The organism is Amycolatopsis thailandensis, assembly GCF_042723255.1.
GTDB lineage: Bacteria > Actinomycetota > Actinomycetes > Mycobacteriales > Pseudonocardiaceae > Amycolatopsis > Amycolatopsis thailandensis.
Map to the genome: position 1 here is coordinate 1 of NZ_JBHXJK010000100.1, position 26,124 is coordinate 26,124.

General features: G+C 69.0%; 28 protein-coding genes. 11 read left to right on the plus strand and 17 right to left on the minus strand.

Annotated elements, in window-relative coordinates; translation table 11 throughout:
- Both ACFWMR_RS30920 and ACFWMR_RS30925 read right to left on the minus strand, forming a co-directional pair.
- Window positions 1-448 (minus strand): nuclear transport factor 2 family protein (locus tag ACFWMR_RS30920; RefSeq protein WP_378380927.1); only part of this gene is annotated, 448 nt, incomplete at its 3' end.
- Window positions 445-1,041 (minus strand): TetR/AcrR family transcriptional regulator, encoded by a 597-nt coding sequence (locus ACFWMR_RS30925; protein ID WP_378278797.1) that lies wholly within the window; start codon window positions 1,039-1,041, stop codon window positions 445-447. The genes ACFWMR_RS30925 and ACFWMR_RS30920, both read right to left, overlap by 4 nt.
- An 8-nt stretch (window positions 1,042-1,049) precedes the next feature.
- Between ACFWMR_RS30925 and lhgO the strand changes: the two genes are divergently transcribed.
- Window positions 1,050-2,306 (plus strand): L-2-hydroxyglutarate oxidase, encoded by a 1,257-nt coding sequence (gene lhgO, locus ACFWMR_RS30930; protein ID WP_378380948.1) that lies wholly within the window; start codon window positions 1,050-1,052, stop codon window positions 2,304-2,306.
- Here the strand turns inward: lhgO and ACFWMR_RS30935 are convergent.
- The 3 genes from ACFWMR_RS30935 to serS form a co-directional block, all read right to left on the minus strand.
- Entirely contained in the window at window positions 2,303-3,307 is a 1,005-nt protein-coding gene (locus ACFWMR_RS30935; protein ID WP_093936383.1) for a DUF3558 family protein, read from the minus strand. The genes lhgO and ACFWMR_RS30935 overlap by 4 nt on opposite strands.
- Window positions 3,308-3,499: 192 nt before the next feature.
- Window positions 3,500-3,655, minus strand: a complete 156-nt coding sequence (locus ACFWMR_RS30940; protein ID WP_378380928.1) for a hypothetical protein — start codon at window positions 3,653-3,655, stop codon at window positions 3,500-3,502.
- Window positions 3,656-3,774: 119 nt separating this feature from the next.
- A complete protein-coding gene (gene serS, locus ACFWMR_RS30945; protein ID WP_093936384.1) occupies window positions 3,775-5,043 on the minus strand; it encodes a serine--tRNA ligase in 1,269 nt (422 codons plus the stop codon).
- 166 nt (window positions 5,044-5,209) lie between these two features.
- On the opposite strand from serS, the gene ACFWMR_RS30950 reads away from it, so the two are divergent.
- Window positions 5,210-6,493, plus strand: coding sequence for an aspartate aminotransferase family protein (locus ACFWMR_RS30950; RefSeq protein ID WP_378380929.1), 1,284 nt, complete (start codon window positions 5,210-5,212; stop codon window positions 6,491-6,493).
- A 231-nt stretch (window positions 6,494-6,724) separates the two neighbouring features.
- On the opposite strand, the gene ACFWMR_RS30955 is transcribed toward ACFWMR_RS30950, so the two are convergent.
- From ACFWMR_RS30955 to ACFWMR_RS30970, 4 genes are read right to left on the minus strand one after another with little or no spacing between them, the layout of a single operon-like run.
- Window positions 6,725-7,630 carry a haloalkane dehalogenase gene (locus ACFWMR_RS30955; RefSeq protein WP_378380930.1) on the minus strand — a complete coding sequence of 302 codons (906 nt, stop codon included), beginning with the start codon at window positions 7,628-7,630 and terminating at the stop codon, window positions 6,725-6,727.
- A gap of 54 nt (window positions 7,631-7,684) precedes the next feature.
- Window positions 7,685-8,137, minus strand: coding sequence for a DUF350 domain-containing protein (locus ACFWMR_RS30960; protein WP_005149563.1), 453 nt, complete (start codon window positions 8,135-8,137; stop codon window positions 7,685-7,687).
- A gap of 57 nt (window positions 8,138-8,194) precedes the next feature.
- The gene (locus ACFWMR_RS30965; protein WP_378275385.1) at window positions 8,195-9,361 is read right to left on the minus strand and encodes a glutathionylspermidine synthase family protein; all 1,167 of its coding nucleotides are present in this window, start codon (window positions 9,359-9,361) and stop codon (window positions 8,195-8,197) included.
- The gene (locus ACFWMR_RS30970; protein ID WP_378380931.1) at window positions 9,362-9,973 is read right to left on the minus strand and encodes a hypothetical protein; all 612 of its coding nucleotides are present in this window, start codon (window positions 9,971-9,973) and stop codon (window positions 9,362-9,364) included.
- Window positions 9,974-10,067: 94 nt separating this feature from the next.
- Here ACFWMR_RS30970 and ACFWMR_RS30975 point away from each other — a divergent pair, with 94 nt between their 5' ends.
- The 4 genes from ACFWMR_RS30975 (at window position 10,068) to ACFWMR_RS30990 (ending at window position 13,404) form a co-directional block, all read left to right on the plus strand.
- On the plus strand, window positions 10,068-11,066 hold the full coding sequence (locus ACFWMR_RS30975) for a septum formation family protein (protein ID WP_378380932.1): 999 nt from the start codon (window positions 10,068-10,070) through the stop codon (window positions 11,064-11,066).
- A 5-nt stretch (window positions 11,067-11,071) separates the two neighbouring features.
- Entirely contained in the window at window positions 11,072-11,422 is a 351-nt protein-coding gene (locus ACFWMR_RS30980; RefSeq protein ID WP_093936420.1) for a metallopeptidase family protein, read from the plus strand.
- Window positions 11,423-11,636: 214 nt separating this feature from the next.
- Window positions 11,637-12,908, plus strand: a complete 1,272-nt coding sequence (locus ACFWMR_RS30985; protein WP_378380933.1) for an MFS transporter — start codon at window positions 11,637-11,639, stop codon at window positions 12,906-12,908.
- 61 nt (window positions 12,909-12,969) lie between these two features.
- Complete coding sequence (locus tag ACFWMR_RS30990; RefSeq protein ID WP_378380934.1) at window positions 12,970-13,404, plus strand: hypothetical protein; 435 nt, start codon at window positions 12,970-12,972, stop codon at window positions 13,402-13,404.
- 5 nt (window positions 13,405-13,409) lie between these two features.
- Here ACFWMR_RS30990 and ACFWMR_RS30995 read toward each other — a convergent pair whose 3' ends face one another.
- The 3 genes from ACFWMR_RS30995 to pheA all read right to left on the minus strand — a co-directional run bounded on the left by ACFWMR_RS30995 (window position 13,410) and on the right by pheA (window position 15,731).
- Complete coding sequence (locus tag ACFWMR_RS30995) at window positions 13,410-14,060, minus strand: DUF4232 domain-containing protein (RefSeq protein ID WP_093936390.1); 651 nt, start codon at window positions 14,058-14,060, stop codon at window positions 13,410-13,412.
- 145 nt (window positions 14,061-14,205) lie between these two features.
- Window positions 14,206-14,826 (minus strand): histidine phosphatase family protein, encoded by a 621-nt coding sequence (locus ACFWMR_RS31000; protein ID WP_378380935.1) that lies wholly within the window; start codon window positions 14,824-14,826, stop codon window positions 14,206-14,208.
- Window positions 14,823-15,731 carry a prephenate dehydratase gene (gene pheA, locus ACFWMR_RS31005; protein ID WP_378380936.1) on the minus strand — a complete coding sequence of 303 codons (909 nt, stop codon included), beginning with the start codon at window positions 15,729-15,731 and terminating at the stop codon, window positions 14,823-14,825. Before pheA ends, ACFWMR_RS31000 begins: the two co-directional genes overlap by 4 nt.
- 97 nt (window positions 15,732-15,828) lie before the next feature.
- On the opposite strand from pheA, the gene ACFWMR_RS31010 reads away from it, so the two are divergent.
- The 3 genes from ACFWMR_RS31010 (at window position 15,829) to ACFWMR_RS31020 (ending at window position 18,200) form a co-directional block, all read left to right on the plus strand.
- Complete coding sequence (locus tag ACFWMR_RS31010) at window positions 15,829-16,464, plus strand: macro domain-containing protein (protein WP_093936393.1); 636 nt, start codon at window positions 15,829-15,831, stop codon at window positions 16,462-16,464.
- A gap of 162 nt (window positions 16,465-16,626) precedes the next feature.
- The gene (coaA, locus tag ACFWMR_RS31015) at window positions 16,627-17,559 is read left to right on the plus strand and encodes a type I pantothenate kinase (protein WP_093936394.1); all 933 of its coding nucleotides are present in this window, start codon (window positions 16,627-16,629) and stop codon (window positions 17,557-17,559) included.
- Window positions 17,560-18,029: 470 nt separating this feature from the next.
- Window positions 18,030-18,200: a hypothetical protein gene (locus tag ACFWMR_RS31020; RefSeq protein WP_167406261.1), complete on the plus strand. Its 171-nt coding sequence runs from the start codon at window positions 18,030-18,032 to the stop codon at window positions 18,198-18,200.
- Window positions 18,201-18,322: 122 nt separating this feature from the next.
- Here ACFWMR_RS31020 and ACFWMR_RS31025 read toward each other — a convergent pair whose 3' ends face one another.
- From ACFWMR_RS31025 to ACFWMR_RS31045, 5 genes are all read right to left on the minus strand, one after another.
- The gene (locus ACFWMR_RS31025; RefSeq protein ID WP_378380937.1) at window positions 18,323-18,739 is read right to left on the minus strand and encodes a type II toxin-antitoxin system VapC family toxin; all 417 of its coding nucleotides are present in this window, start codon (window positions 18,737-18,739) and stop codon (window positions 18,323-18,325) included.
- A complete protein-coding gene (locus ACFWMR_RS31030; RefSeq protein WP_378380938.1) occupies window positions 18,736-19,035 on the minus strand; it encodes a type II toxin-antitoxin system Phd/YefM family antitoxin in 300 nt (99 codons plus the stop codon). The genes ACFWMR_RS31025 and ACFWMR_RS31030 overlap by 4 nt, the downstream gene beginning before the upstream one ends.
- Before the next feature lie 70 nt (window positions 19,036-19,105).
- On the minus strand, window positions 19,106-20,662 hold the full coding sequence (locus ACFWMR_RS31035) for a DUF1841 family protein (RefSeq protein ID WP_093936397.1): 1,557 nt from the start codon (window positions 20,660-20,662) through the stop codon (window positions 19,106-19,108).
- Between the two features lie 198 nt (window positions 20,663-20,860).
- On the minus strand, window positions 20,861-22,174 hold the full coding sequence (locus ACFWMR_RS31040; protein ID WP_378380939.1) for a hypothetical protein: 1,314 nt from the start codon (window positions 22,172-22,174) through the stop codon (window positions 20,861-20,863).
- Window positions 22,171-23,064 (minus strand): nitrate- and nitrite sensing domain-containing protein, encoded by an 894-nt coding sequence (locus tag ACFWMR_RS31045; protein WP_378380940.1) that lies wholly within the window; start codon window positions 23,062-23,064, stop codon window positions 22,171-22,173. Before ACFWMR_RS31045 ends, ACFWMR_RS31040 begins: the two co-directional genes overlap by 4 nt.
- Window positions 23,065-23,215: 151 nt before the next feature.
- Between ACFWMR_RS31045 and ACFWMR_RS31050 the strand changes: the two genes are divergently transcribed.
- Together ACFWMR_RS31050 and ACFWMR_RS31055 are read left to right on the plus strand one after the other, a co-directional pair.
- Entirely contained in the window at window positions 23,216-23,533 is a 318-nt protein-coding gene (locus ACFWMR_RS31050) for a nucleotide pyrophosphohydrolase (RefSeq protein WP_378275373.1), read from the plus strand.
- A 104-nt stretch (window positions 23,534-23,637) separates the two neighbouring features.
- A complete protein-coding gene (locus tag ACFWMR_RS31055; protein ID WP_378380941.1) occupies window positions 23,638-26,124 on the plus strand; it encodes a M14 family zinc carboxypeptidase in 2,487 nt (828 codons plus the stop codon).

Here is a 26,124-nt window from a genome sequence, read left to right on the forward strand (position 1 = left end):
CCCGCACCAGGTCCATCAACGGTTGCGCGGCCAGGCACAGCAGCCTGGCCGCGAACTCGCGCCCGTTGCGGCGCGCGATGTCCGGGCCGAAGGCGTCCATCAGCGCGACGAGGCCGGGCAGCGGCCGCACGAACAGCGTCACCTCGGTGATGAGCCCGTCCTCGCCGATTTTCAGCACCGCCGCCTCTTCGATCTCCTCCGCGCCGATCCGCGCGGTGTAGACGACCACCCGCGTCGTCGCGTCGCCGGTGTCGGTGTGGAACCGCACGTCGCGCAGATGCGTGTAGGCGACTTCCAGCAGCGGCTTGAGTTCCGCGTGCCCGGTGAACCGGACCCGGCTCGTCAGCGGCGAATGCACGATCACGTCCGGCGCGAAACCGCTCAGCGCGAGTTCGACGTCCCGGGTCTCGAGGGCCCGGCGGTACCGCTCGGTGGTCTCGGTGCTCATACGTCCTCCTGGATCAGATTCCCCAGACCGCGCCACAACAGATCCGTCGTGAGCGCGACGACTTGCTCCCGCGGGATGTCGCGGTTGCTCCACCACCAGGTGGCGATGGCGTTCAGTGCGCTCTTCGCCGCTTCGGCGAGAGCCTCGTTCGCGCGGTCGCGCGGCAGGTCCGCGGTCAGCGCCAGGCCGGGGACCCGGGCGAACACCTCGGTCAGCCGCCCGGTCGCCCTGGCCTGCCCGCGCCGGTGCACCTCGGCGACACCCTCGTCGGACGGCGTCTCGGCGAAGATCATCCGCCAGCCGCGTTCGTTCGTCTCCATCCAGGCGAAGATCGCCGCCACCCGGCCGCGCAGCAGCTCCTCGGCGGTCTCCGACGGCGGCAGGCTTTCCCAGCCGGCCAGCAGACTGTCCACTTCGGACTCCAGCAGGCCCGCGTACAGCGCCGCCTTGGACGGGAAATGGTCGTAGAGCACGGGCGTGCTGATCCCGGCCGCCGTCGCGACCTCGCGCATTCCCGCCGCGTCGTACCCGGACGCGGCGAACACCCGCGCCGCCGCGGCCAGGATCCGCTCCCGGCGTTCGTCCTTGCTCAACCGTTTACCTGACATCGGTCAGGTACGCTACCAGTCAACCTGACGCTTGTCAGGTAGCGCTCCGGGTAACCTGGTCGATCGTGCGCACAGTCGTAGTCATCGGGGGCGGGATCGTCGGTCTCGCCACAGCCTGGGAACTGACCAGAAGAGGCCTGGACGTCACGGTGCTCGAAAAGGAGGACCGCTGGGCGGCCCACCAGACGGGGCACAACTCGAACGTCGTGCACGCGGGGCTCTACTACAAGCCGGGATCCTTCAAGGCGAGGATGTCCACCGCGGGCAATCGGTCCATTGTGGACTTCGCGCGGCAGTACGGGGTGCCGGTCGAGGTGTGCGGCAAACTCGTCGTCACCACCTCCGAAGCGGAGCTCCCGGCGCTGAAGGTGCTCGCCGAACGGGCCGAAGCGAACGGCGTCCCGGCCAAGCTGATCACGCCGAGCGAGGCCCGGGAGTACGAGCCCGAGGTCTCGTGCGTCGCCGCGCTGCGCGTGGAATCCACCGGCATCATCGACTTCCCCGCCGTCTGCTCCGCGCTCGTGCGGCTGCTCGACGAGTCCGACGCCGACCTCCGGCTCGGCACGTCCGCGCTGGGGATCCGCCCGGGCCGCACCGGCGGCGTCGAGGTGGCGACCGGCGACGAGGTGATCCACGCGGACGCGCTCGTCAACTGCGCGGGCCTGCACGCGGACCGCGTCGCGCGACTCGCCGGGCTCACCCCGAGCGCGCGGATCGTGCCGTTCCGCGGCGAGTACTACGAGCTCAAGCCCGAACGCCGCCATCTGGTGCGCGGCCTGATCTACCCGGTCCCGGACGCGTCACTGCCGTTCCTCGGCGTGCACCTGACCCGCATGCTCGACGGCAGCGTGCACGCCGGCCCCAACGCCGTGCTGGCGCTGCGCCGCGAGGGCTACACGTGGCGCGACTTCTCCGCGAAGGATCTCGCCGAGGTCGCCCGCTTCCCCGGCGTCTGGCGGCTCGCGCGCAAGTACGCGTACCCGACGGGGCTCGACGAGGTCCGCCGGTCGTTCTCGCGCCGCCGCTTCGCCGAAAGCCTCGCGCGGCTCGTTCCCGCCGTCACCGAGGACGACATCGTGCGGCACGGCTCCGGCGTCCGGGCACAGGCGCTGCGCCCGGACGGCGCGCTCGTCGACGACTTCCTGATCGAGACCGCGCGGAACCAGGTGCACGTCCTCAACGCGCCCTCGCCGGCGGCGACCAGCGCGCTGGAGATCGCGAAGCACATCGCCGACGAGGTGAGCTCCTAGGAGGACGGCGGCAGGTTCGCGTTCAGCAGCGGCACGGCGGCCTTGATGACGTCGCACGCCTTCGCGGGGTCGTCGAGGTTGCCCGCGATGATCGCCACCGTCGACGTCGCGGTGATCGCGAGACCGGCCGCGCACAGCTTGCTGCCCGACTCGGTGTAGAGCTTCCACTTGCGGTCGCCGGAGTCGAAGTCCTGCGGTTCGCCCTGCGTGATCAGCGACGGCGCCTCGTCGATCGCCTTCGACGTGTAGAACCACAGGTCGAAGGCCTTTTCGCCCTTGTCGCCGTCCGTGTCGGCCCACTCGCAGCCGGTCTGGTTCGGGTCGGAACTGGACTTCATCGGCTCACCGGTCGGGCCGAGGCGCAGCTGGGCGGTCTGCTCGGGCTTGAGCATGGCGCACGGGTCGGTGGTCACGAGCGGCCCGCCCGGCTCGGCGGGCTTCTGCCCGGGCGGAGCGGTGATCTGCGGATCCTGCTGTCCGCCCGGCAGCTTCGACGCCACGGCCGGGGCCGCCGCCTTGGCCAGGTCGCACGCGTTGCCCTCGGTGTGATCGGGGCTCTCGCTGGCGATCTCCACGAAGGAGTCCGGGGTGAGTTCCGTGCTCAGCGAGCAGTAGTCCGGGCCGAGGATGGTGGCGTACCGCGTCCAGGTGAAACCGCCGATCCCGAACTTCTCGCCGGACTGCGCGCCGTTCATGTACTCGTTCAAGGACAGGTCCTTGCTCAACGAGACCTCGAGGTTCGACGCCTTCCTGACGTCCTCCAGCTTCCGGAACCGGCAGACCGCGGGGGTCTTCTGATCGGGCTTGGCGGCGCGTTCCTCACCGGGGTACGTGACTCCCAGCGCGTTCGCGTGGTCCTGCGTCAGCAACGCGCACGGCTCGGCTTTCGTGATCACCGGCCCCTGTCCGGGCACCGGCGAGGCCGTACCTGGAATCGTCGACGTGCAGCCGCCGAGCGCCAGCACCGTCAGCCCGATCGCGAGCGAATTCCGAAACCGCATGCGTCCCCTCCATCTTCGGCTCGCACACTACTTGTGCGCGGCCGCCGTTCACGAACCGGCGGGCAGCGCCGCGCTCACCGTCGGCAGCGCGGCCCGCAGCAGGTCACAGGCCTTCGCCTCGTCGTCCCAATGGCCGCTGGAGACCCTTCACCGTGGACGTCGCGGTGATCGGCAGCGCGGCCGTGCAGTACTTCAGGGAGGAAGGTTCGGGTTTCCGCTGCCCGGCGGCGCGACGATCTTCGGGTCCGGCTGCCCGTCGGGCAGCTTCAGGCCGAGCGCGTCGGCGTGTCCAGGGGTGAGCAACGAGCACGGCGCCGCCTTGGTGAGCACCGGCCCCTGGCCGGGCACCGGCGACGCCGTCCCCGAAATCGTCTCGGAACATCCGCCGAGCAGGAGGACCGCCGCGAAGAGCGCGGTGATCGGGCTTGCGATGGCGGTTCATGCTGGGGCCCTCCTCGGCGCGGACCCTACTTCGATGTCGGCGTGAGCACCTCGGTTCCGCCGAGGAAGGGACGAAGCGCTTCGGGGACCCGGACGGAACCGTCTTCGAGCTGGTGGTTCTCCAGGATCGCGACGATCCACCTGGTGGTGGCGAGCGTGCCGTTCAGCGTGGCGACGGTCTGCGGGCGGCCGTCTTCGTCGCGGTAGCGGATGCCGAGGCGGCGGGCCTGGAACGTCGTGCAGTTCGACGTCGAGGTCAGCTCGCGGTAGGCCTCCTGCGACGGCACCCACGCCTCGCAGTCGAACTTCCGGTACGCCGACGTGCCGAGGTCGCCGGTGGCGGTGTCGATCACCCGGTACGGGACCTCGATCTTGGCGAGCATCTGCTCTTCCCAGTCCAGCAGGCGCGCGTGCTCGGCCTCGGCGTCCTCGGGACGCGTGTAGACGAACATCTCGACCTTGTCGAACTGGTGGACGCGGATGATGCCGCGGGTGTCCTTGCCATAAGAACCGGCCTCGCGGCGGTAGCAGGACGACCAGCCCGCGTAGCGCTTCGCGCCGTCGCCGAGGTCGAGGATCTCGTCGGCGTGGTAGCCGGCGAGCGGGACCTCGGAGGTGCCGACGAGGTACAGGTCGTCGTCACGCAGCCGGTAGACCTCCGACGAGTGCGCGCCGAGGAATCCGGTGCCCGCCATGATCTCCGGCCGGACCAGGGTCGGCGTGATCATCGGGGTGAAGCCGTTCGCGCTCGCCTGCGCGATGGCCATGTTCAGCAGGCCGAGCTGCAGCTGGGCGCCGATGCCGGTGAGGAAGTAGAACCGCGAGCCCGAGACCTTCGCGCCGCGCTCCATGTCGAGCGCGCCGAGGCCCTCGCAGAGTTCGAGGTGATCCTTGGGCTTGAAGTCGAACTTCTTCGGCTCGCCGACGTGCTTGAGCACGACGAAGTCGTCCTCGCCGCCTTCGGGCGCGTCGGGGTGGACGAGGTTCGGCACCACGCGGTGCAGCTGCTCGAACTCCTCCGAAGCCTCGGTCTGCTCGACCTCGGCGGCCTTCACCTGGGCGGCGAGGTCCTTCGCCTTGGCGAGCAGCGCGGCCCGTTCGTCGCCTTGCGCCTTCGGGACGAGCTTGCCCAGCGACTTCTGCTCGGCGCGCAGCGTGTTGGCGGCGGCGATCGAAGACCGGCGGCGGGAGTCGAGGGAGAGCAGCTTGTCGACCACTCCTTCGTCCTCGCCACGGGCGCGCTGCGAAGCGCGCACGACGTCCGGGTCATCGCGCAGAGTCCTGGGGTCAATCACGAGAGCTGAGGGTAGTCCGTGGCCTTCGCGCACTTCGAGGCAGTTTCCCCGTACAGACTGTGCGGGCCGCCGCGGAGAACCCGACAGTCTGATCGTTGTCGCTCGTTTCGGGCCGTCCCCATACTGAGCCCGGCCCCGGATTCCCTGCTGCGGACGGAGAAACCCGATGACCGATGCGGACCTGCTGGCGCGGCACAAGGCGGTACTGCCGTCGTGGCTGGCGCTCTACTACGACGAGCCGATCGAGATCGTGCACGCGCAGGACCGCCGGGTCATCGACTCGACCGGGCGGAGCTATCTCGACTTCTTCGCGGGCATCCTGACGAACTCGATGGGCTACGACGTCTCGGCGATCAGCGACGCCGTGCGCAAGCAGCTCGACACCGGGATCCTGCACACCTCGACGCTGTACCTGATCCGCTCGCAGGTCGAACTGGCCGAGCGGATCGCGAAGCTCTCCGGCATCCCGGACGCGAAGGTGTTCTTCACCAACTCCGGGACCGAAGCCAACGACACCGCGCTCATGCTCGCCACCCAGTACCGGCGCAGCAACCAGGTGCTGGCGATGCGGAACTCGTACCACGGGCGGTCGTTCGCGACGGTCGGCATCACGGGCAACCGCGGCTGGTCGGCGTCGTCGCTCAGCCCGGTGAAGGTGAGCTACGTGCACGGCGGCTACCGGTACCGCAGCCCGTTCCGGGCGCTTTCGGACACGGAGTACATCGATGCGTGCGTCGCGGATCTGGTCGACGTGCTGGAGACGGGCACTTCTGGCGACGTCGCCTGCATGATCGCCGAGCCGATCCAGGGGGTCGGCGGGTTCAGCTCGCCGCCGGACGGCCTGTTCAAGGCGATGAAGGAGGTCCTCGACCAGTACGGGATCCTGTTCGTCTCCGACGAGGTCCAGACCGGCTGGGGCCGGACCGGGGAGCACTACTGGGGGATCCAGGCGCACGACGTCGTCCCTGACGCGATGACCTTCGCGAAGGGGCTCGGCAACGGCCTCGCGATCGGCGGTCTCGTCGCCCGGGGCGACCTCGTCGACTGCCTGACCGCGAACTCGATCTCGACCTTCGGCGGCAACCCGGTCGCGATGGCGGGCGCGGCCGCGGTGCTCGACCACATCGCCGACCACGACCTCCAGGCCAACGCGCTCGCGCGGGGCAACGAGCTGCTGTCCGGTCTGCGAGCTTCGGGGCATCCGCTGATCGGGGACGTCCGCGGCAAGGGCCTGATGATCGGCGTCGAGCTGGTGCGGCCGGGCGGCCTCGAGCCCGACCCGGGAGCCGCGGCGCGGATGATGGAGGAGACCAAGGCGCGCGGGCTGCTGATCGGCAAGGGCGGGCTGCACGGCAACGTGCTGCGGATCGCGCCGCCGATGACGCTCACCGCCGATGAGGCCGCGGAAGGCCTCGGGATCATCACCGACTCCCTGGCCGCCATCTCCTGACAAATGTCATGAGGGGTCCCCTTAGGACAAATTTCGTCTTAAGGGGACCCCTCATGACACGCGTCCGCACTCCGGAAACGGGCGAAAGCGGGCGCGCCGTCCGTCAGACGCGTGTCTGCAGCCGGATCTCGCGTGTTTGGGGGCGGAACACCCGAGTTCCGTCTCCAAGCACGCGAGATCCGCTCTCGGTCACGCGTGTTCGGCCTTCGATCACGCGTCTTCCGGCAAGCGTCAGGAGGTCGCGAAGCGGGCGATGACCTCGCCCAGCCGCCCACCGGCGTCTTCCTGGAGGAAGTGCCCGGCGCCGGTGATCGTCGGATGCTCGAGTTCCCGGGCGCCGCGCATCGAGGCCCGCAGTTCGAGGCCCCAAGGCGCGGTGATCGGGTCGCCGTCGGAGAACGAGACCAGGAACGGCTTGTCCAGTTCCGTGAGGACCTTCAGCGCGGCCCGGTTGGCGGCCGACGCCGGGTCGTCCGGGGTGATCGGGACGAGCGACGGCATCGCGCGCGGCGCGGCCTTGTACATCTCGTTCGGGAAGGGCGCGTCGTAGGCGGCGCGCACTCCCTCGGACAGCTTGGTCTGGCAGCCCGACTGGACGAACCGTCCGACGTCGATGACCTGGGCGTTCTCCATGGTCTCGCGGAACTTGTGCCAGATCTCCGGCATGTCGCCGTCGCCGGTGGGGAGGCCGGTGTTGGCCGCGACGACCCGGGCGAAGCGGTCGGGGTTCTCGGCGACCAGCCGGAGGCCGATCAGGCCGCCCCAGTCCTGGCCGACCAGGGTGACGTCGGTCAGGTCGAGCACGTCGAAGGCGAACGCGCGCATCCATTCGACGTGCCGTTGGTAGGTGTGGTCGACCATGTCGCCGGGTTTGTCGGATCGACCGAAGCCGACCAGGTCGGGCGCGATGGCGCGCAGTCCGGCGTCGGCGAGCACCGGGATGACCTTGCGGTAGAGGTAGGACCAGGTGGGTTCACCGTGCAGCAGGAGGACGGGTGGCCCGTCCTCGGGTCCGGCCTCCACGTAACCCACTCTGATCACGCCGCCGTGAAGGTCGACGAGTTCCGCGTAGCGCGGTTCGAAGTCGAAATCGGGTAGGTCCGAGAACCGGTCGTCCGGAGTCCTCAAAAGGCGCACGACTCCCACGGTAGTGGGAATCGTGCGCCCATGCCGATTGCGGACGTCAGAAGATCACGAGATGGCGACGGCCACGATCAGGCCGAGGGCCAGGTGCGCGGAGGCCACCACGACGCTGGCCGGGGCGAACTTCTCGCTCTCGATGGTCGAGCGGATGTCGATCCGGGTCGCCCACTCCAGCAGCCGGACCGCGAGCACCTGCACGATGATGCCGAGCAGGCCGTAGACCAGCGAGGTGATGAGGCCCTCGGTCAGATCGCTGGCGGAGTTCGCGATCGCCACGACGATGATGAAGGCCATCGAAAGCAGGCCCGACGCGGTGACGATGACCGCGTTCGGGAGGCCGCGGGTGACCAGCTGGGACAGCTTGCCGGGCGTGGTCCAGTCGATCGCCCAGAACCCGGCGAACATCATCAGCAGGCCGACGACGCCGTACAGCAGGATCGCGCCGATCCCCCGCACGAGGTCGGAGCCGAACGTGTCGGACAGCGCAAGGGTGGTGGTCACAGCGTTCTCCCGGAGAGGTACAAGGTCGAGAATGTCAGGTTTGTGCGGTTGCTTCTATCACGTCTCGACGATGCGGTGCGGGACGAACGCCGCACCGTCGTCCGTGACGAGGCCCGCGGTCTCGCGGATCCCGAGGCCGGCGGCCTGGTCCCCGACGATCCACGCGCCCAGCGCGGGGCGGTAGCCCTGGAACTCCGGGAGCGGGTCGAACGCCTGGTAGACGTACCCTTCCGCGCCGTAGACACCGTCGGTCTGCGTCTCGTACCCGGTGGCGACGATCTGCACGTTCGCGCCCTCGCGGCCGAGTTTCGGCTTGCGGACGTACTCGGTCAGCAGACCGGGGTCGTCGGCGAAGGCGGGCAGCAGGTTCGGGTGGCCCGGGTAGTTCTCCCACAGGATCGCGAGCAGCGTCTTGTTGGAGAGGATCATCTTCCACAGCGGCTCGACCCACAGCGTGCGCGGCATGGTCTCGACGGCGAAGCGGCCGAACTCCTCGTCGACCACCCATTCCCACGGGTAGAGCTTCACCACTGTCGCCATCTGCGCCTCTTCGAGGTCGACGAACCGCTTGAGCACCGGGTCCCAGCCGATCTCCTCGATCGACAGGCCGACGGTGTCGAGTCCGGCCTCGGCCGCGGTCTCCTGCAGGTACGCCGTCGTCACGTGGTCCTCACCGGACGGATCGGCGGACGACCAGGTGAAGTGCAGCTCGTTGGAGGGCAGCTTTTCGGCGAGCTCGCCCCAGCGCTCGACCAGCTTCTCGTGGATCGAGTTCCACTGGTCGTCGTCGGGGAAGACCGCGGTCTTCCAGTGCCACTGGAGTACCGCGGCTTCGAGCAGCGAAGTCGGGGTGTCGGCGTTGTATTCGAGCAGCTTCGCCGGGCTCTTGCCGTCGTAGCGCAGGTCGAACCGGCCGTAGACGTGCGGATCCTGCCGCTTCCACGACTCCGCGATATGCGGCCAGACCCACTCGGGGATGCCGAAGCGGTGGTACTGCTCGGTGGTGATCACGTTGTCGACGGCTTCGAGGCACATCGAGTGCAGCAGTTCGACGTCCGCCTCGACGGACAGGATCTCGTCCATGTCGAAGACGTAGTGGACCGACTCGTCCCAGTACGGCCTGGACTTGCCGGCGCCGTCACGGGCGGGGGTGCCGAAGACCAGGCCCTGTTCCTCGACGATGCGCTGCCAATCCCGCCGGGGCGGCTTGGAATCCCGATACAACTACGAGCCCCCGCTCTTGCCGGTACCGCCGGAGGTACCGCTCTTGCCGCTGATGCCGAACCCGCCACGCTGGACGGACTTGCCCGATTTGGTGCTGACGTTCGCGTTCGACGGCGCGGTGTACGAGCCGCCGGACACGCGCTGCCCGATGGCACCGGTGCCGCCGTAGTTGTAGCGGTAGCTGTTGTAGCCGCCACCGACGATCGGCAGGAAGAAGAAGCCGCCACTGGTGTAACCACCGTGCGACGTCACGTACCGCTCGTCGCAGTTCTGGTCGTCGTTGATGATGTCGGTGTCTTTGGCGGCGCAGACCGCCGTGACCTCTTTTGGCTTCGCGACGGTGTAGAACGTCGCGACCAGACCGACCAGACCGACGGTCACACCGGTCCCGATCAGGAGTTTCTTCTTGGTCGAAGACTTCTTCTCGGCGGCGCGGGCCTGTTCGGCCTGAAGCGCCTCCTGACGTTCCTGCTCCGCCAGCGCCTGCTGTCGCGCCCGCTGCTCGGCGAGCGACGGCTGCCGCGCCTGCGTGCTGCCGTCCTGAAAGCGCATGGTGCCGCGCTTGGGCGGCTCCTGAGGAGTCTGTGCCCCCTGGTTGTCATCCTGCGTCATCGAAGCTCCGTAATCGCCCGCCGGCCCGAACCCGTGTCCAACACTAACCACCCGGTACGCGCACCTTACGTGCGGCGCGGGCATCATGGAGTGGATGTCTCAACAGGCCGAGCGGTTCCGTTATCCGCGAAACGCGCTGACTACCCTGCGCACCCGGCTCGTCATGGCCGGTGTGTTCCTGGGCGCGATCATCGCGCTTTCGCTGAGTGTGGCTTTCTCGTGGAACGTGGGCCCGGAGGGCGGTGCGGGCGGCGGCGCCCCCAAACTGTCGCCCGCCGCGGCCGAAGCGTTCCAGTCTCCCCCGGGGACCTGCCTGACCTGGAACAACCCGGACGCCACCGACGCGAAGCGCGTCTCATGCGCGGAGTCCCACTTGTTCGAGGTCACCAGCATCGTCGACATCGGCGCGCAGTACCCGGCGGGGGTGCCCAGCCCGAACCTGGAGCAGTGGCAGGAGATCTCCCGGTCCCGCTGCACCGTCGACGTCAAGCCGTACCTCGGCCGCACGCTGGATCCGTACGGCAAGTTGAGCATGAACCTGCTCCGGCCGACGCCCGCGCAGTGGGAAGACGGCGACAGGCAGCTGCGGTGCGGTCTGCAATGGGCGGGCCAGGGCGGCAAGCTGCAGCCGACCAAGGGACCGGCGAAGGAGCAGGACCAGTCCGCCGTGTGGGAGCCGGGCACCTGCCTCGCGCTGCTCAACAACAGCTTCGGCGACCCGATCGACTGCGCCCAGCCCCATTCGTACGAGATGATCGCGACGATCGACCTCAAGACGAAGTTCAAGGACGGCTACCCGTCTCAGGAAGAGCAGAACACCTGGCTGGACACCGAATGCTCGACGGCCTCGCAGGAGTACACCGGCAACGCGGACCTGGCCGCGAAGAAGGTCATCCTCAGCTGGGACGTCCGCGAGCAGGAGAGCTGGGACGCCGGTTCGACGCTGGTGAACTGCAAGGTGGCGGCGGTCCTGCCGGACAACAAGGGGCTCGCTCCGGTCACCGGGAGCGTCAAGGTCGGCAACGGTGAGGCCCCGCCTTCCGACGGCGGCGGCCCGCCCGCTTCCTCCTCCGCTCCGAAGACCGGCGGGTGATCGGAGTGCCCGTCGAAATGACCCAGCAGCGCTTCGAAGAGCTGGTGTCGGAGGCGCTGGACGAGCTCCCGCCCGAGTTCGCGGACGCGATGGACAACGTGGTGGTCCTCGTCGAGGAGTTCAACGAGGAGTCGCCCACGATCCTGGGGCTCTACCACGGTGTCGCGCTGACGGAACGGACCCACGAGTACGGCGGGGTGCTGCCGGACCGGATCTCCATCTACCGGCGCCCGCTGCTGGAAATGTGCGACACCGAGGAGGACGTGGTCGAGGAGGTGCTGATCACGGTGGTCCACGAGGTCGGCCACCATTTCGGCATCGACGACGCGCGGCTGCACGAACTCGGCTGGGGCTGAGCCGCCGGACGGGCGATAGCAAAGGTCCCTTGCTCCCTCCCGGCGGATTCCGCGCCGAAGGCGGCATGGTGGGTGACTTTTGTGCGTCGGGCACCAAGGGTTCTCCGGATTCTTAACTGGACGTAACAACCCCACCACCTTGAGCGACAGCCCCGCTAAACTTTCGACCACGTTGTCGTCGGCCGTCGCCGGCGAATGCCTGGGGAGGCGGTGCATGGCCGAGTCGACGGTGCGCGGGCGCGGGGACCGGCGGTTGCGCTGGCTGCTCGCGTCCAGTGCGGCGTCGAACCTCGGCGACGGGATCGGCAAGGTCGCGTTCCCGCTGCTCGCGGTCACCCTGACCCGCGATCCGCTGCTCATCGCCGGACTCTCGGCGACCCAGTTCCTGCCTTGGCTGCTGTTCGCGCTCCCGGCGGGCGCGCTCCTGGACCGGATCGACCGGCGGCGCGCGATGATCCTCGCGAACAGCGCCCGTGCCGTGGTCGTCGGCGGGACGGCCGCCCTGGTCGCGGCCGGCGGCGTGACGATCTGGATGGTCTACGTCGCCGCCCTGCTCATCGGCGTCGCGGAGGTGGTCGCCGACAGCGCCGCGAACGTGCTCATCCCGGCGGTCGTCGGCGAGGGTTCGCTCGACGGCGCGAACAGCAAGCTCCAGGCCTGCGAGATCGTCGGTCAGACCTTCCTCGGTGGCCCTGTCGGTAGCGCCACCTTCGCGCTCTTCGCGGCCTTCCCGTTCCTGCTCAACTCGGTGGGCTTCGCGATCGCGGCGGTCGTGCTGATCGGCCTCGCCGGAAGCTACCGGGCCCGCCCCTCGACCGAGGCCTCCGAGAGCTCGCGTACTGCGCTTCGCACCGAGCTGGCGGAAGGTTTCCGCTGGCTGAAGCACAGCGGGCTGGTGCTGCGCCTGGTCGTCGTCGCCGGATTGATCAGCCTGGTCAGCGAACTCGCGCAGGCGCAGCTGGTGCTGTACGCGATCGACTTCCTGCGTCTCAGCGAAGCGGCCTTCGGGGTCTTCGCGTTCGTCGGCGGCATCGGTGGCTTGCTGGGCGCGGGGGTGGCTCCGCGGCTGGTCAAGGTGTCCAGCCGTCGCGCGGTCCTCATCGGGGGCACGGCTTGCTGCGGCGTGGCGTTCACCGGCATGGGCCTGACCAGCTCGCCGATCGCCGGAGCGGCCCTGTTCGGCCTGTTCGCGGCGGCCGTCGTCGCGGTGAACATCGTGCTGGGGACGGCACGGCACAAACTCGTCCCGGGCGAACTGCTCGGCCGGGTCCTCGGCGTGTGGCGCACCGTCGTCTGGGGGGCGATCCCGATCGGCGCGCTGCTCGGCGGGCTCCTCACCCACGCCCTCGGCTCCCCTGCCCGGACGTTCCTGATGTCGGGGCTGCTGCTGTTCGGCGTAGCCGGTTTCGCGTTCGTCTCGTTACGGCGAGGCGCCTTCGATGACGAAACGGCCACGGAGGTACGGGTTCTCCACCAAGACCAGTGAAAACCAAGGCCTTTGGTGCTGAAATAGCCCATCACCGCCAGCTGGTGACGGGAGGTCCGCGATGCAGCAGACACTGGTGCCGGAGGCCGGCGTGGAGACGACCGAACCTTCCAGACGCCCGCAAGTGCTCACGGCCGTCGCCGGTTTCGTGATCGGCGGCGGGGTGATCGGCATGCTGTGGGCGCTCTCGGGCGTCAACGCGGGGGCTCTCGAAGACGCGCAAGACGCGTGCCGGGCACTGGCCAGGGTCGGCACGATCCCGGACACCACCGACTCCCCCGGCGATCGGACCGTGGCCGTGATGGCCCCCGAGGTCCTGCACCGGATGACGGCCGCGCGCGAACTCTCCGCCGCGGCGGCCGCCGCCAACGACACCTACCGGCCGCTGGCCGAACACATCGACGGTGTCAGCCGGATGGTGTTCAGCCTGCACTTCAACGACCTCTCCGGTCAGCGGCACGTGGCGCAGGCCGAACAGCTCTGCACCCAGCTCTGATTTCGCTAGCCCTTGTGGACCGTCTTGACGGTCAGCTGGTTGCCCGGGACCTTCCCCGCGCAGCCGAGCCCCTGCACCGCCACGAAGTTCGACGCCGTCTCCTGCGGCAGGTACACCCGCAGACCTCGGGTCTCGGTGGGCTTGCAGGCCGCCTCGTCGTAGTTGCGGACGTTCACGAAGCCGATGTCCGTGGACGCGCTCTCGCCGTTGTTCAGCTGGACCGGCCCGCCCTTGTCACCGGTGCGGAACGCGGCCTCGCCGACCTGGTGGCCGTCCGCCCCGGTCACGTAGGAGACGCCGGGGAAGCCCTGGATGGTGCACTGGTGCCCGCTCGTGTTGGTGATGACGAGCGTGCGGTACACCGTCCCGGCGGCCCCGTCGCCGCCCGCGACGGAGAGCTTGACGTCCCCCGCCTTGCAGAGCCCGTCGCTCTTCGACGCCGGAGGGGGCGCCTCGGCGGGCTGCGAGGTCGGCGCCGGGCTCGAAGAGCTCGCGCTGGGCGCGGCCGAGGTCTCCGGCGCCGAACTGGACGGCGGCATGGACGAGTTCTGCGCGACAGGCGTGCTTTGCGAACCGCAGGCGCTGAGCAGCAGGAGCCCGGCGGTGCCCGCGACGAGACCGCCGATGGAGATGATCTTCGAACGAACCATGGTCATTCGCCTCCCTGTAGCCGGGTGACCCACCGTTCAGTAGACGTGTTGTCCGCCCAGTGGGTTGCGCTCAACCGGTTAATTCCCCACAAGGTGTTAATCGATCTTGTGGGGTGTATTCCCCGGCGGGAGCGGAGGCAAACGTGCCTGGTCAGCGTTCGACGGGAACGTCCGCCCAGGTGAGGCAGGACCAGCCGACCGGGGTCGAGACGAGTTCGACGACGCCGGTGTTCGGGATGAGGGCCCGATTGGCGACCTCGGCGGTCACGTTCCCGGCGAGCCATTCGCCGCCCAGCCGGATGGCACCGCCGTGGCTGACCAGGACCACCGTGCCGTCGGGATCCGCCTGTTCGTGCTTGGCGCGCAGCCGGGCGACCGCGTCGAGCATCCGGGTGCGGACCTGCGTGCCGGTCTCGCCGCCGGGGATCGGCGGGTCGAGTTCGCCGAGCGTCCACTGGCGCACGACGCTCATGTAGGTCGTGATCGAGTCCTTGTCCGTCTTGCCTTCGAGCTCTCCGGCGGCGACCTCGTGCACGCCGTCGACGACCTGGACGTCGAAACCGAGCTTGGCGGCCAGCGGTGCCGCGGTCTGCTGGGCGCGGACGGCCTGCGAGGCGTAGACCGCGACGATCGGCTCGCCGTCGAGCCGCGTCGCGAGGTCCCGGGCCTGTTCCCGGCCCAGCTCGGTGAGCGGCGGTCCGGGCAGCGCGGTGTCCAGCGCGCCCCGCACGTTGCCGTCGGTCTGGCCGTGGCGGACGAGGAGAAGTTTCACGCCTGTGCTCCCTTCCGTACCGACTCGACCCAGCCGATCGCGTCGGTGAAATCCTCGTTGGCGGCGCCCGGCTCGATCTCGGTCGTGCCGTTGTCCGCGCGCGGGTGGGAGCCGAGGAACCGGACGTTGCGGCACCGGCGGCGCAACGCGGCCAGCGCGTCGCCGATCCGGGGCTCGGCCACGTGGCCCTCGAAGTCGATGAAGAACCGGTACTCGCCGAAGTTGTTCCTGGTCGGCCGGGCGTCCAGCTTGGTCAGGTTGATCCCGCGGACCGCCAGCTCGGTGAGCAGTTCCGCCAGCGCGCCGGTCCGGTTCGTCGCGGCGGCGACGATCGACGTGCGGTCGGCCCCGGTCGGCCCCGGCAGCTCGCCGGGCGCGCGGACCAGCAGGAACCGGGTCTTGGCGTCACGGACGTCGGCGACCTCGGTGGCCAGCACCTGAAGCGGGTAGTGCTCGACGGCGACCGGCGCGGTGACGGCGGCGTCGAAATCGCCCGCGTCGACCGCGACCGCCGCCGCGGCGGTGGACGACGTCGCGACCGGACGCGCGCCGGGCAGGTTCGCCTCGACCCAGTGCCGGACCTGGGCGAGCGCGTGCGGGTGGCTCGCCACGGTGCGGATCTCGGTCGTGCCGGGGCGGGTCAGCACGCTGAAGTGGACCGGCAGCAGCGCCTCCGCCACCGCGACGAGCGGTTCGGCCTCGCTCAGGCTGTCGAGGGTGGCGGTGACCGCGCCCTCCACGGAGTTCTCGATCGGGACGCAGGCCGCGTCGGCCGTGCCCGAACGCACCGCGGCCAGTGCCGCCGGGATGGTCTCGGCGGGGATCAGCTCCTCGCCGGGAGCGAGCCGGCGCGCGGCCTGTTCGGTGAAGGTTCCCTGGGGGCCGAAGTAGGCGATCCGTGACACCCCGCCAGATTACGCACGCCGCGGGTGGCGACTTTCACTCGGACAGCCGGTACGCGCACCGGTTACGCCAAGTGGCTTTTTTTGCCATGCTTAGGGCGTGACCGCCGAACCGGGCACGCACACCGGCCGAGAGGATGTCGGCTCCTCGTTCGCTCCCCTGCCGGACCGTCCCACTCCGGAGCTGGTGCTGTGCGCCGTCGATGACCTGCTCGCGCAGGCCTGGACCACCGTCGCGGACACTGTGGACGGCCGGGTCTTCGTGCACCGCGGGTCCGTGCTCGACGTCGTCGCACAGGCCGTCGTCAGCCCCGCGAACTCCTACGGCTGGATGCGCGGCGGCATCGACGCCGTCTACGCCCGCGCGTACCCGGATGTCGAGCAGAACGTGCGCAGCGCCGTCCTCGCCTATCACGGCGGGGAACTGCCGATCGGTGAAGCGGTGATCGTGCCCACCGGCGAGGCGGAGCCCGCCTGGCTCATCAGCGCGCCGACGATGCGGGAACCCGGCGAAAGCCTCCCGCGCGACACCGTGCACCCGTACCTGGCCGCCAGGGCGGTGTTCCAGCAGTGGCGCGACGGCAGCGTCGACCAGGGCAGGGTCCGTGATCTGGTGCACACGATCGCGATGCCCGGACTCGGTACCGGCGTCGGCGGGGTCGCGCCCGCCTCGTGCGCCCGGCAGGTCGCCGCGGCGTGGGACGAGGTCTTCGCCCCCGGCCGCCCCCGTAACTGACGGTAACGCCCCGAAGCGGGGTACATCACATCGAAGCGCGTTCACGAGCCGTAAGCCCTACCGTTAAAGCGGCTTCATCCGGTTCGCGGCACGTTCACCGCCGAGAACTCGTCAACACGGTTTTGTACGGCGCCAGCGCAGGCGACGGGCGAGGAGTGTGCGATGCCGCGGGTCCGTGAGCTCAGTCCCTACGTCGAGCTGCACCGTGAGCAGTGGCGCGAGTTGCGCAGGTCGACTCCCCTGCCACTGACGGCCGCCGAGCTGCTGCGGCTGCGCGGTCTCGGCGAACAGGTCGATCTCGCCGAGGTCGCCGAGGTCTACCTGCCGCTCTCCCGGCTGATCAATCTCCAGGTCGCCGCCCGGCAACGGTTGTACGAAGCCACCACCACCTTTCTCGGTGAAGACAGCCGGGGCACCAAGGTGCCGTACATCATCGGGATCGCCGGAAGCGTCGCCGTCGGCAAGTCGACCACCGCGCGCATCCTGCGCACCCTGCTCGCCCGCTGGCCGGACCACCCCAGGGTCGACCTGGTCACCACCGACGGGTTCCTCCACCCGCGGGCGGAACTGGTGCGGCGCGGGATCATGCACCGCAAGGGTTTCCCGGAGAGCTACGACCGGCGGGCGCTGCTGCGCTTCGTCACCGAGGTGAAATCCGGCGCGGAACGGGTCAGCGCGCCGGTGTACTCGCACCTCGCCTACGACATCCTTCCCGACGAGGAACAGGTCGTTCAGCGACCCGACATCCTGATCCTCGAAGGGTTGAACGTCCTCCAGCCCGGCCCTCGGCTCAGCGTCTCCGATCTGTTCGACTTCTCGATCTACGTGGACGCGGCGACGACCGACATCGAACGCTGGTACGTCGAGCGCTTCCTCAAGCTGCGGCACACCGCGTTCGCGGACCCCGCGTCGCACTTCCACCACTTCGCCGGCCTCCCGGACGACGAGGCACGAGCCGAGGCACGCCATCTGTGGCGCACGATCAACGAGCCGAACCTGATGGAGAACATCAAGCCGACGCGGCCCCGCGCGACCCTCGTCCTCCGCAAGGACGCCGACCACGCGATCAACCGGGTCCGGCTGCGCAAACTCTGAACCGGGGCCTGGTCGATCCTCGATCGGACGGCGAAACTCGCGTGCTCGAAGCCGGAACTCGCGTGATCGAAGGCGGAACTCGCGTGATGGAACTCGGAACTCGGATGTGCGGCTTCTGATCATGTGTGACGAGGCCGCCAACGGGGACACTGAGTGATCGGTCACGCACGGAATCTCTACTCACGGCGATCGTTCACGGCGACTTTCAAGATCACTTCGGCGGAAGCCGCTCACGCGAGCGATTTCCGGCTGTTCCCTCACAAGGACCAGCCCTCGCACCACCGGCGAGCCTCGGTCACCGGCCTGTCGCACACCGCGACCGATGAGCGGCTTTCCTCGGCCGATCGGCCGATCAACGCTCAGTACGTGTAACCGGTTGGCCGATACCGGCTACAGCCCCCCGAGGCGACCCTTGTGTCAGGGGTTCAAGAGGTCTCGAAAAGAGACTTTGAGCAGGGAGGAGGCTCACGATGTTCTCGATCATCCTGACCTGGGTCGGCTCGATTCTCGGACTCGCACTCCTGGTGGCCATGGCCGCGGGCGCCTTCGTCGTCGACTTCGACGACGCCCGCGGGGACCGTCGCCGGAAGAAGCAGCAAGTCACGGAGAGCAAGGGCACCCCCGCGGCACCTCTGAGTTGAACATCGCCTGAGTTGAACATCGCCTGAGTTGAATATCGCCTGAGCTGAATATCGCCTGGGCCGATCAAGCCGTCCGGACGTCTTGATCCGTTTCTCGGCACCGGAACTTCCCGGAACCGGGCTCAGTCGAACGGGTTGTACACCTGGGCTCCGAGCCCCGACATGTCGGCGAGGTTCCGCGTCACCAGGGTCAGCTCGTGGACCCGGGCGGTCGCGGCGATCAGCCCGTCGACCGACGGCACTTTCCGCGGCGCGTACTGCCTGCCCCATTCGGCCGCGATCTCGGCCGTCACCGGAAGGATCCGTTCCGAGAACTGCGCGGTGAGCCCGGCCAGCCAGTCGGCCAGCCCGTCCGCACGCTCCCTGTCCTGTTCTCCTCGATGCCTGAGTTTGCTTATCCCCCTCTCGATCTCTCCGATGGTCAGCGCGCTCAGATAGAGCCTGCTCGATGACACCCCACCCCACCAGCGGGCGAAACCCGGGTTCTGGGTGCGGCGCCGAGCCTCGGACACGATGTTCGTGTCCAGCAGGAAGCTCACCCGCTCACCTCCACGACATCTCTCGGTAGATCCTCCGCACGTTCGGCGGCGATCTCCTCCAGCACGTCGGCCAGCGCCTCCCCGTATTCGGGATGGTGCTGCTCACCGGAGAGCACGAGTTTGAAATCGACGGCCTCACCGCCTCCGGTGAGCCTGCGGTAGTCCGCGATGTCCAGCACCACGGCCACCTCCTCTCCATGTTTGGTGACGAACTGCGGCCCTTCGGCCGCGGCCCGGCGCAGCAGCTCACTCAGCCGCTGCTTGGCGTCCTGCACTTGCCAGGTTGCTGCTTCCATCTAGACAGACTAGACGGGTTGAGAGGGGTTGGCAAGATCATGAGAGGTGTGGCCGTCGGGAAAGTGCAGGTCAGGACAGGTCGCCGAGCGCCTTCCGGTAGTCGTCGACGTCGTAGTCCATCTCGTGCTCGCCGGCCTCGGTCAGCTGGGCGGCCAGGGCGTCGACAAGGCGATCGAAGATCTCTTCGCGCTCCTGCCCGGTCTCGCTCAGCCGCCGCACGGCCTGCCAGACCTCGGCGGGCTCGTCGGCCCAGAGCTGGTCGACGATCGTGGTCTTGAGCGCGAGCCGCATCCTCGGCTCGCCGTCGAAGGTCTCCTCGGCCAGCGCCTCGTGGTACTCGGGGTGCTCGCCGATCACCAGCAGACGGCGCTGTTCGGGATCGGCGGGCTCGAGTTCCAGCTCCTCGTCGCCGATCTCCGTGTAGACCGTCGGGACGGCGAACATCCGGCGCGCGAGCGCCTCCGCGAGTTCCGCCGGGTCTTCGATCCCCTCGGAACCGTCGAAGTAGACGTCGAGCGCGGAGTCCTCGTCCTGCGCGAACTCCTCCAGGAACTCGGTCGTGCTCTCCAGTAGCGCCACGCGCGCGGGCTCGGGGAGCCCGGCGCGGTCGGAAGCCCAGGTGACCCAGCCGAGCAAGGCGGGCTCCAGCGCTTCCTCGTACTCCTCGTCGACCTCGAACTCGCCGTCCAGCAGCGACTCCAGGAACCGGGCGAGCTTCTCGGGCCCGACCCGCAACGGGCTGCCCGGCTCGGTCTCGCAGCCGTGATCGACGAGAAGGCGCGCGTAGAACCGCGTCGCGTCGGTGTCCTCCACGAGCCCGGACCCGATGAAGTCGGCGACGACCTCTTCGCGGACCTGCTCGGGCCATTCGGTGATCTCGGGCGAGGGCTCGGGAGCGGGAAGCGCCCGGATCCAGGCCAGCGCGAGCGCGTGGAACCGCGCGTAGTCCTCGCTGACGTCGGGTTCCTCGACGACGTCCGTCGCGGCCAGGCCGTCCGCGAGCAGCTGGTGGGCGCGTTCGGGCAGCACCCGCTCCAGCGTGACCAGCTCCGGGTCGTCGGCGGCCTGCTGCCGCATCTCGGCCAGGACGTCCTGGGGCTTGTCGACCACGACGACGTCGCGGATCCGGCCGCCCTCGGTGAAGTCGACCAGCGCCAGCAGGCCGTGCTCGACGCCGCCGCGGGAGAAGACACAGAGCAGGGAGGACTCGTCGCCGAAGACGTCACCGGTCCGCCAGCAGTCCCCGACGGTCACCGCGGCGAGGTCCGCGGCCCATTCCGGCTCCGGGATCCCCCGGCCCAGCACGGTGTTCAGCGCGGCAGCGGCCGCCTCGCGCTCCTCGTCGGTCTCGGCGAAGACCCGCAGCCCGGCGAGCAGCGCGGCCGCGGCCGGGGTGATCTTCCGCTCGGCGAACGCGATGAGCTCCATGCCCAGCGGCGTCTCGCCCTCCTCGATCTCGATCTCCCACCACTGACCGAGCACCTCGGAGGTCAGCAGCTCGACGTCGAGCACCTCGGGTTCGGCGCCGAGGGTCGAGAAGTCCCGGAGGACGTCCTTGAAGAGGCCCGTCACACTCGGGGTGGAGGGCTGAGCTGCCTTCTTGCGGGCACGACTGACCGGACTCATGGCGACATGTTTTCACGCGTCCTCGAACCGGTTCGTCGCGGTGGTCCCGGGCGCGAAACGCGGTGTCCCGGTCGCGGGGAGGACGCGGGCGGACACCGGTTCGGGACCACCGCGACTTCGTCGGTCCGCTCGTTCGGCTCGACCTTCTTCGCCGTGTTTCCTCGGTTCACTTCGAATAACGACCGACGCCGGAAGCGGTTACGCCTTGACCGGTTTCGGAATCGCGATTCTTGCCGCCTTGACCTCGGCGATCAGCCGCGTCTTGCGTTTGTGTATTTCCACCAAAGTGCCCAGGTATGAGCTGAATTCTTCAGCCGTACCGGCCTTTTTGTGCACCGTGCGGAGTTTGCGCAGCTGCCGGGCAGCTTCGCGATAGGAGTTCGGATCTTTGTGGGTGATCAGTTCTTCGACATGGTCCCGATAGACGGGAATGGTTTCGGCCGGATGGGCGACGGAACGCGAATCCGCGAGTTCGACGCGCACCGGCAAAGAAGCCCCGAAACGCACCGCCGCGCGCCACGCCTCGTCCGCGCGATCCTCGCCGAGCAGCGCGCGGACGAGTTCGTCGGCGGCGTCCGCGCTTCCGGCCGCGAGCTCCCGCAACCGGGCCAGCGCGGTCTTCCGCTGAGCGACCCATCGCCCCGTTTCCAGCGACTCCTCGCGCAGGGCGAGGTAGGTCGCGGCGCCGGGATTCTCGTCGAAGTCCTTGCGCGACAAGGGAACTGGTTCCTCTTCGGGCGGAGGAGCCTCTTCCTTCTTGTCGTGCGTGAGCGCCCGCGCCGCGTGCGCGATGGCCTCACTGTGCCGTCCCGCCGCGCGCAGCACCCGCACGATCTTGAGGCTGACGTCGACCCGCGGCGGCTTGGCGGCGAGGATCGCGACGAGCGCGTCGACGTCGCCGGACACCTCCGCCAGCTCCTCGCGCAACCGCTCGGCCGTCTCGTGTTTCACGCCGGACGGATGCTCCGCGAGCACATTGTCCACAGTGGACTTGATTCGCGCGATCCCCTTGTCCCCCAGTGCGGAGGCGAAGTCCGCCAGCTCGATGGCAGGCCAGCCGGGTCCGTCGAACTCCACTTCGAGGATCCACTCGGCCAGGCTCTCCGGATCCGGCGGCCGCGCGACGCAGGCCCGCGCGTACAGCTCGACGGCCCGGTCCAGCCTGTCCGCGACCTCGCCCGAAGCGTCGTCGATCTGCTCCAGCATCTCGCTGATGTCGTCCACCGTCCGGCGGGCGAGCGGCGCGAGATCGGCCCGGCTACCCGCGTCGAGAAGGCGCTGAAGCGTGTCGAGGACGGAACCGACCTTCGCCGCGTACTCGACGTTGCCCGCCATCACGGCGGTGTCGAGGAGGCGGTGCGCCTCGGCGAGGTCACTCCCCTGGGTGACGAATCGGCTCTCCAAGGCCTGTCGTAACGCAGGGTCACGCTCAGCCTGGGCGTTCAGCAGGTCCGCCAGCGTCTCCGCGTCCAAGGTGCGCAGGTAGGGGCGCAGATCCGTCGTGGAACTCACCTGGACAAGTCTGCCCGACCGGTTCGCCGACTCGTGTGGGCCAACAGCGTGCTCTTTTCGGCGTAATCGCTCACCAGGTGTGACCAGTCCGGCGGCCTCACTTCGACACGCGACGGGCAGCGGATGATCGGGATCGGCAGCCTCCGGGCGAGCTGCAGGACGATCGCCATCACGACCCCCGCGAGCAGCGCGATCGCCGCCGCGGCGGCGAGGGCGCCGCTCAAGACCCGGCGTCCGCCGTCGATCGCGATCTGCGCCGAATACTCGATCTGCCGGGCGGCGAGGTCGCCGAGGGACCGGCCGACGACCCCGGCCGCGACGCGCCAGGCGTCCTGGCCGACCGGTGGCGGGGTGGCCGCGCTCAACGCGGTTTCGACCGCGCCGAACCGGCTCCAGTCCACACTCGCGACGAGATTCCGGTACGCCTGACGACTACTTTCCGTCATCTTCCCGGCGACGGCGTCGAGCCTGGCCCGATAGGCGCCGACGGCCGCGGCGTAGTTCCGCCGTCCCTCGTCGTCGATCCCGGCGACCGCGAGGGAGTCGCTGCGGTCCAGCCCTTCGACGGCGGTGAGGAGTTCGACGGCGATCGTCTGCTGGTAGCCGACCTCGGCGTCAGGAGCCGTCCGTGCGATCTCGCGCAGGGACGAAAGCGTGGTGTCGATGCGATCGGCGTACACGAGATACGTGGCGGAACGGCTGCCCGGCGCCCGCAACGCGACCGCCCGCTCCCGTTGCAGCGCCGCGATCCCCCGGCTCGCCCCGACCATGGTGATCGCTCCGCTTTCGGCGTCGTCCCGGTCTTGAATGGCCTGCTGCACGAGGAATCCGCTGATGAACAACGCCACGAGCACCAGGGCCGCGCACGGGACGAAGGCGATGGAGAGCATGCGAGAGCGAAGGCTTCGCTGGTACGTCAAGACTTTCCTTCCGGATCGGTTTCCCGACGCGGAGCGACGTTAGGCAAGTTGCAAATTGCGCGTCAACGCTCGTCCGCCATACGGCCGTTAGCGCACCGTGACGATCTGGTAGGCACGGCACGTGACTCTCGAGAACCTGCACCAGCGCCTTCGCGACTTCGCCGCCGCCCGGGACTGGGAGCCTTTCCACACACCGAAGAACCTCGTCATGGCACTGTCCGGCGAAGTCGGCGAGCTGACTTCGCTGTTCCAGTGGCTCACTCCGGAGGAGTCCGCGAAGTGGCGTTCCGACCCTGATCTGGCGCACAACGTCGTCGACGAAATCGCCGACGTGACGCTGTATCTCCTCCAGTTGGCCGACAGCCTCGGGGTGGATCTGATCGAGGCGGCCAACGCCAAGATCGACCGGAACGAGCACCGGTTCCCGGCGCCCGGTTAGGCACCTTTCGGGGCTTGTGGGGTGTTCGGTCGGCGGAAACACTGGGCCGACGTCCCTGGAGGTGGCCCTTGTCGCGTTCGGCTCGCACCGTTGTCCTGGCCCTGATGCTCTCCCTGAGCGCGGTCGCCGCGCCGGCGTACGCGGCACCGCCGCCCACGACACCACACCGGGACCCCGGCAACGGGCCGGAACGCAACGACGTCGCCGCGACCGACCCGCCCGTGAGCGCCGCGCGGGCCGCGAGCGGCGAGAACGTCGCGGGCGACCATTCCGGCTACCCACGCAAGACCAAGTTGCGCGTGTTCCCGGAGGACACGGCCGACAAGTCGATCAAGCTCGGGCTCGCGCCGTATCACGCGCTCGCGCCGAAGCTGAACGCGTTGCAGGCGCGCAGCGACCGGATCTCGGTCGAGGTCGCCGGACAGTCCGGTCTCGGCCGTGACCTCTACCTGGTCACGGTCACCGCGCCCGAAAGCCGGTTCGAGACGCGACGGCAGGACGCGTGGCGGTCGTTGATCGAGAACGATCCGGCCCGCGCCGCGCGCGATCCTTTCCTTCGCCACGGCTACAAGGCGCCGGTGTGGATCAACAACAACATCCACGGCAACGAATGGGAAGGCACCGACGGCGCGCTGCGCGTCATCGAAAAGCTGGCGACGTCGAACGATCCGAAGACCGCGGACCTGCTGAAGCGGAACCGCTTCTACTTCAACGTCACGGCCAATCCGGACGGCAGGGTCGCCGGGACGCGGCAGACGTCGCAGGGTTTCGACCCCAACCGCGACTTCGTCACCGCGTCGCAGCCGGAAGTGCGGGCGATGCGCGGGATCGCGATCGGCAAGCAGCCGCTGATGATGCTGGACGAACACGGTTACGTCGAGAACACGCTCATCGAGCCGACCACGCCGCCACACGGCCAGAACTATGATTTCGACCTCTACATCAAGCACGGCTACGCCAACGGTCTCGGCATGGAGCAGGCCGTCAAGGCGCTGGGCCGGCCGGAGACGGCGAAGCCGGAGATCCCGTTCCGCGACTACGAACCCGGCAGCTGGGACGGCTGGGCGCCGATCTACACCGCCCAGTACGCGATGTACCACGGCGCGGTGTCGTTCACGATCGAGATCCCGATGCGGGTCAACAACGCGGAGTACGAAACGCAGCCGGTGGCGGAGCTCCAGCGACGTTCGGTGATCAACACCGAGGTCGTCGAAGCCACCATCGGCAGCACGCTGGACTACGTCGACCGCAACCGCGGTGAGCTGATCGCGAACCAGATCGAGATGTTCCGCCGCGGCACCGCCGGTGAGGCGCAGCGCGAGATCCCCGACGGGTTCGTGCCCGGCTTCGGGCCGGAAGACCGCTACCGCACGGAGTTCCCGCGCGCGTACGTCATCCCCGCCGGCGCGGACCAGCGTTCGGCCGTCGCCGCTTCGCGTCTCGTCGATCACCTGGTGGCCAACGACGTCCGGGTACGGCAGGCCGATCGCCCGTTCTCCCTGTCCGGGCGCCGGTACCCCGCCGGTTCGTACCTGGTCGACATGCACCAGCCGAAGCGCGGCCTGGCGAACGTGATGCTGGAACGAGGCAGCGACATCTCGGCGAAGGTGCCGGTCATGTACGACATCTCCGGCTGGAGCCATCGTCTGCTGTGGGGCGCTTCGGTCGACATCGTGAAGCACGGCAGGCTCGACGTCCGTGCACACGACGTCGTCGCGGCCTCGCCCACCGGCGGCGTCGACGCCGCGCCCGGCCGGGACCTGGCGCTGAAACTCGTCGACGGCAAGGACGTCAGCGCCGTCAACGATCTGCTGAACCGCGGGCTCGCTCTGGGACGCGTGGACGACGGCACGATCGTCGTGCCCGCGTCGGCACGCCAGGCCGCCGCCGAGGTGGCCGACCGCTATGGCGTCCGGTTCACCGAGGCGGCCGGAACGGTGACGCCGTTGACCCGCAAGACGATCGCGGGTGCCGTCGGGCCGGACGAACTGAAGGCGTTGCGGGACATGGGCTTCGACGTCCGGCCGGTGTCGGCGGCAGTGCTGAACGCGGGCTTCGACTGGTCGCGGATCGACCTGCTGTTCGTCTCTTCGGGACTGCGGTACACCGATCTCACCCCGGCCGCGAAGGACGCTTTGCGTGCCTTCCTCGCTCGCGGCGGCGTAGTCACCCGAGGTGCCACAGGCGCGCGTTTCAACACCGACGCGGGCCTTCTCGAAGCGCGTCCGGTGGCGGGCTGGGAGGACGGGAACGGCGTGGTCTCGGTGACCGGCGGGACCGGTCCGGTAGGTGGCGGGGCACTGCCGGACTCGTTCGTCTACGGGCCGTTCTGGTTCACCGATCTCGGTTCCTCGGTCCGGGTCGAGCAGCGCTACGCGAGTGGGAATCCGCTGGTCGCGGGGCATTGGCGGACCCGGGACGACGGGACGGGCGGGCCGCTGGAGGCGGCGGGCCAGGCAGCCGTCGTCTCCGGGACTTCGGGGCTCGGCGGCCGGGCGGTGCTGTTCGGCACCGAACCGCTGTTCCGCGATCACCCGAAGGGCTTGTACTCGCAGGTGGCCAAGGCGATCTACTGGGCCGCCTCGAAGTAG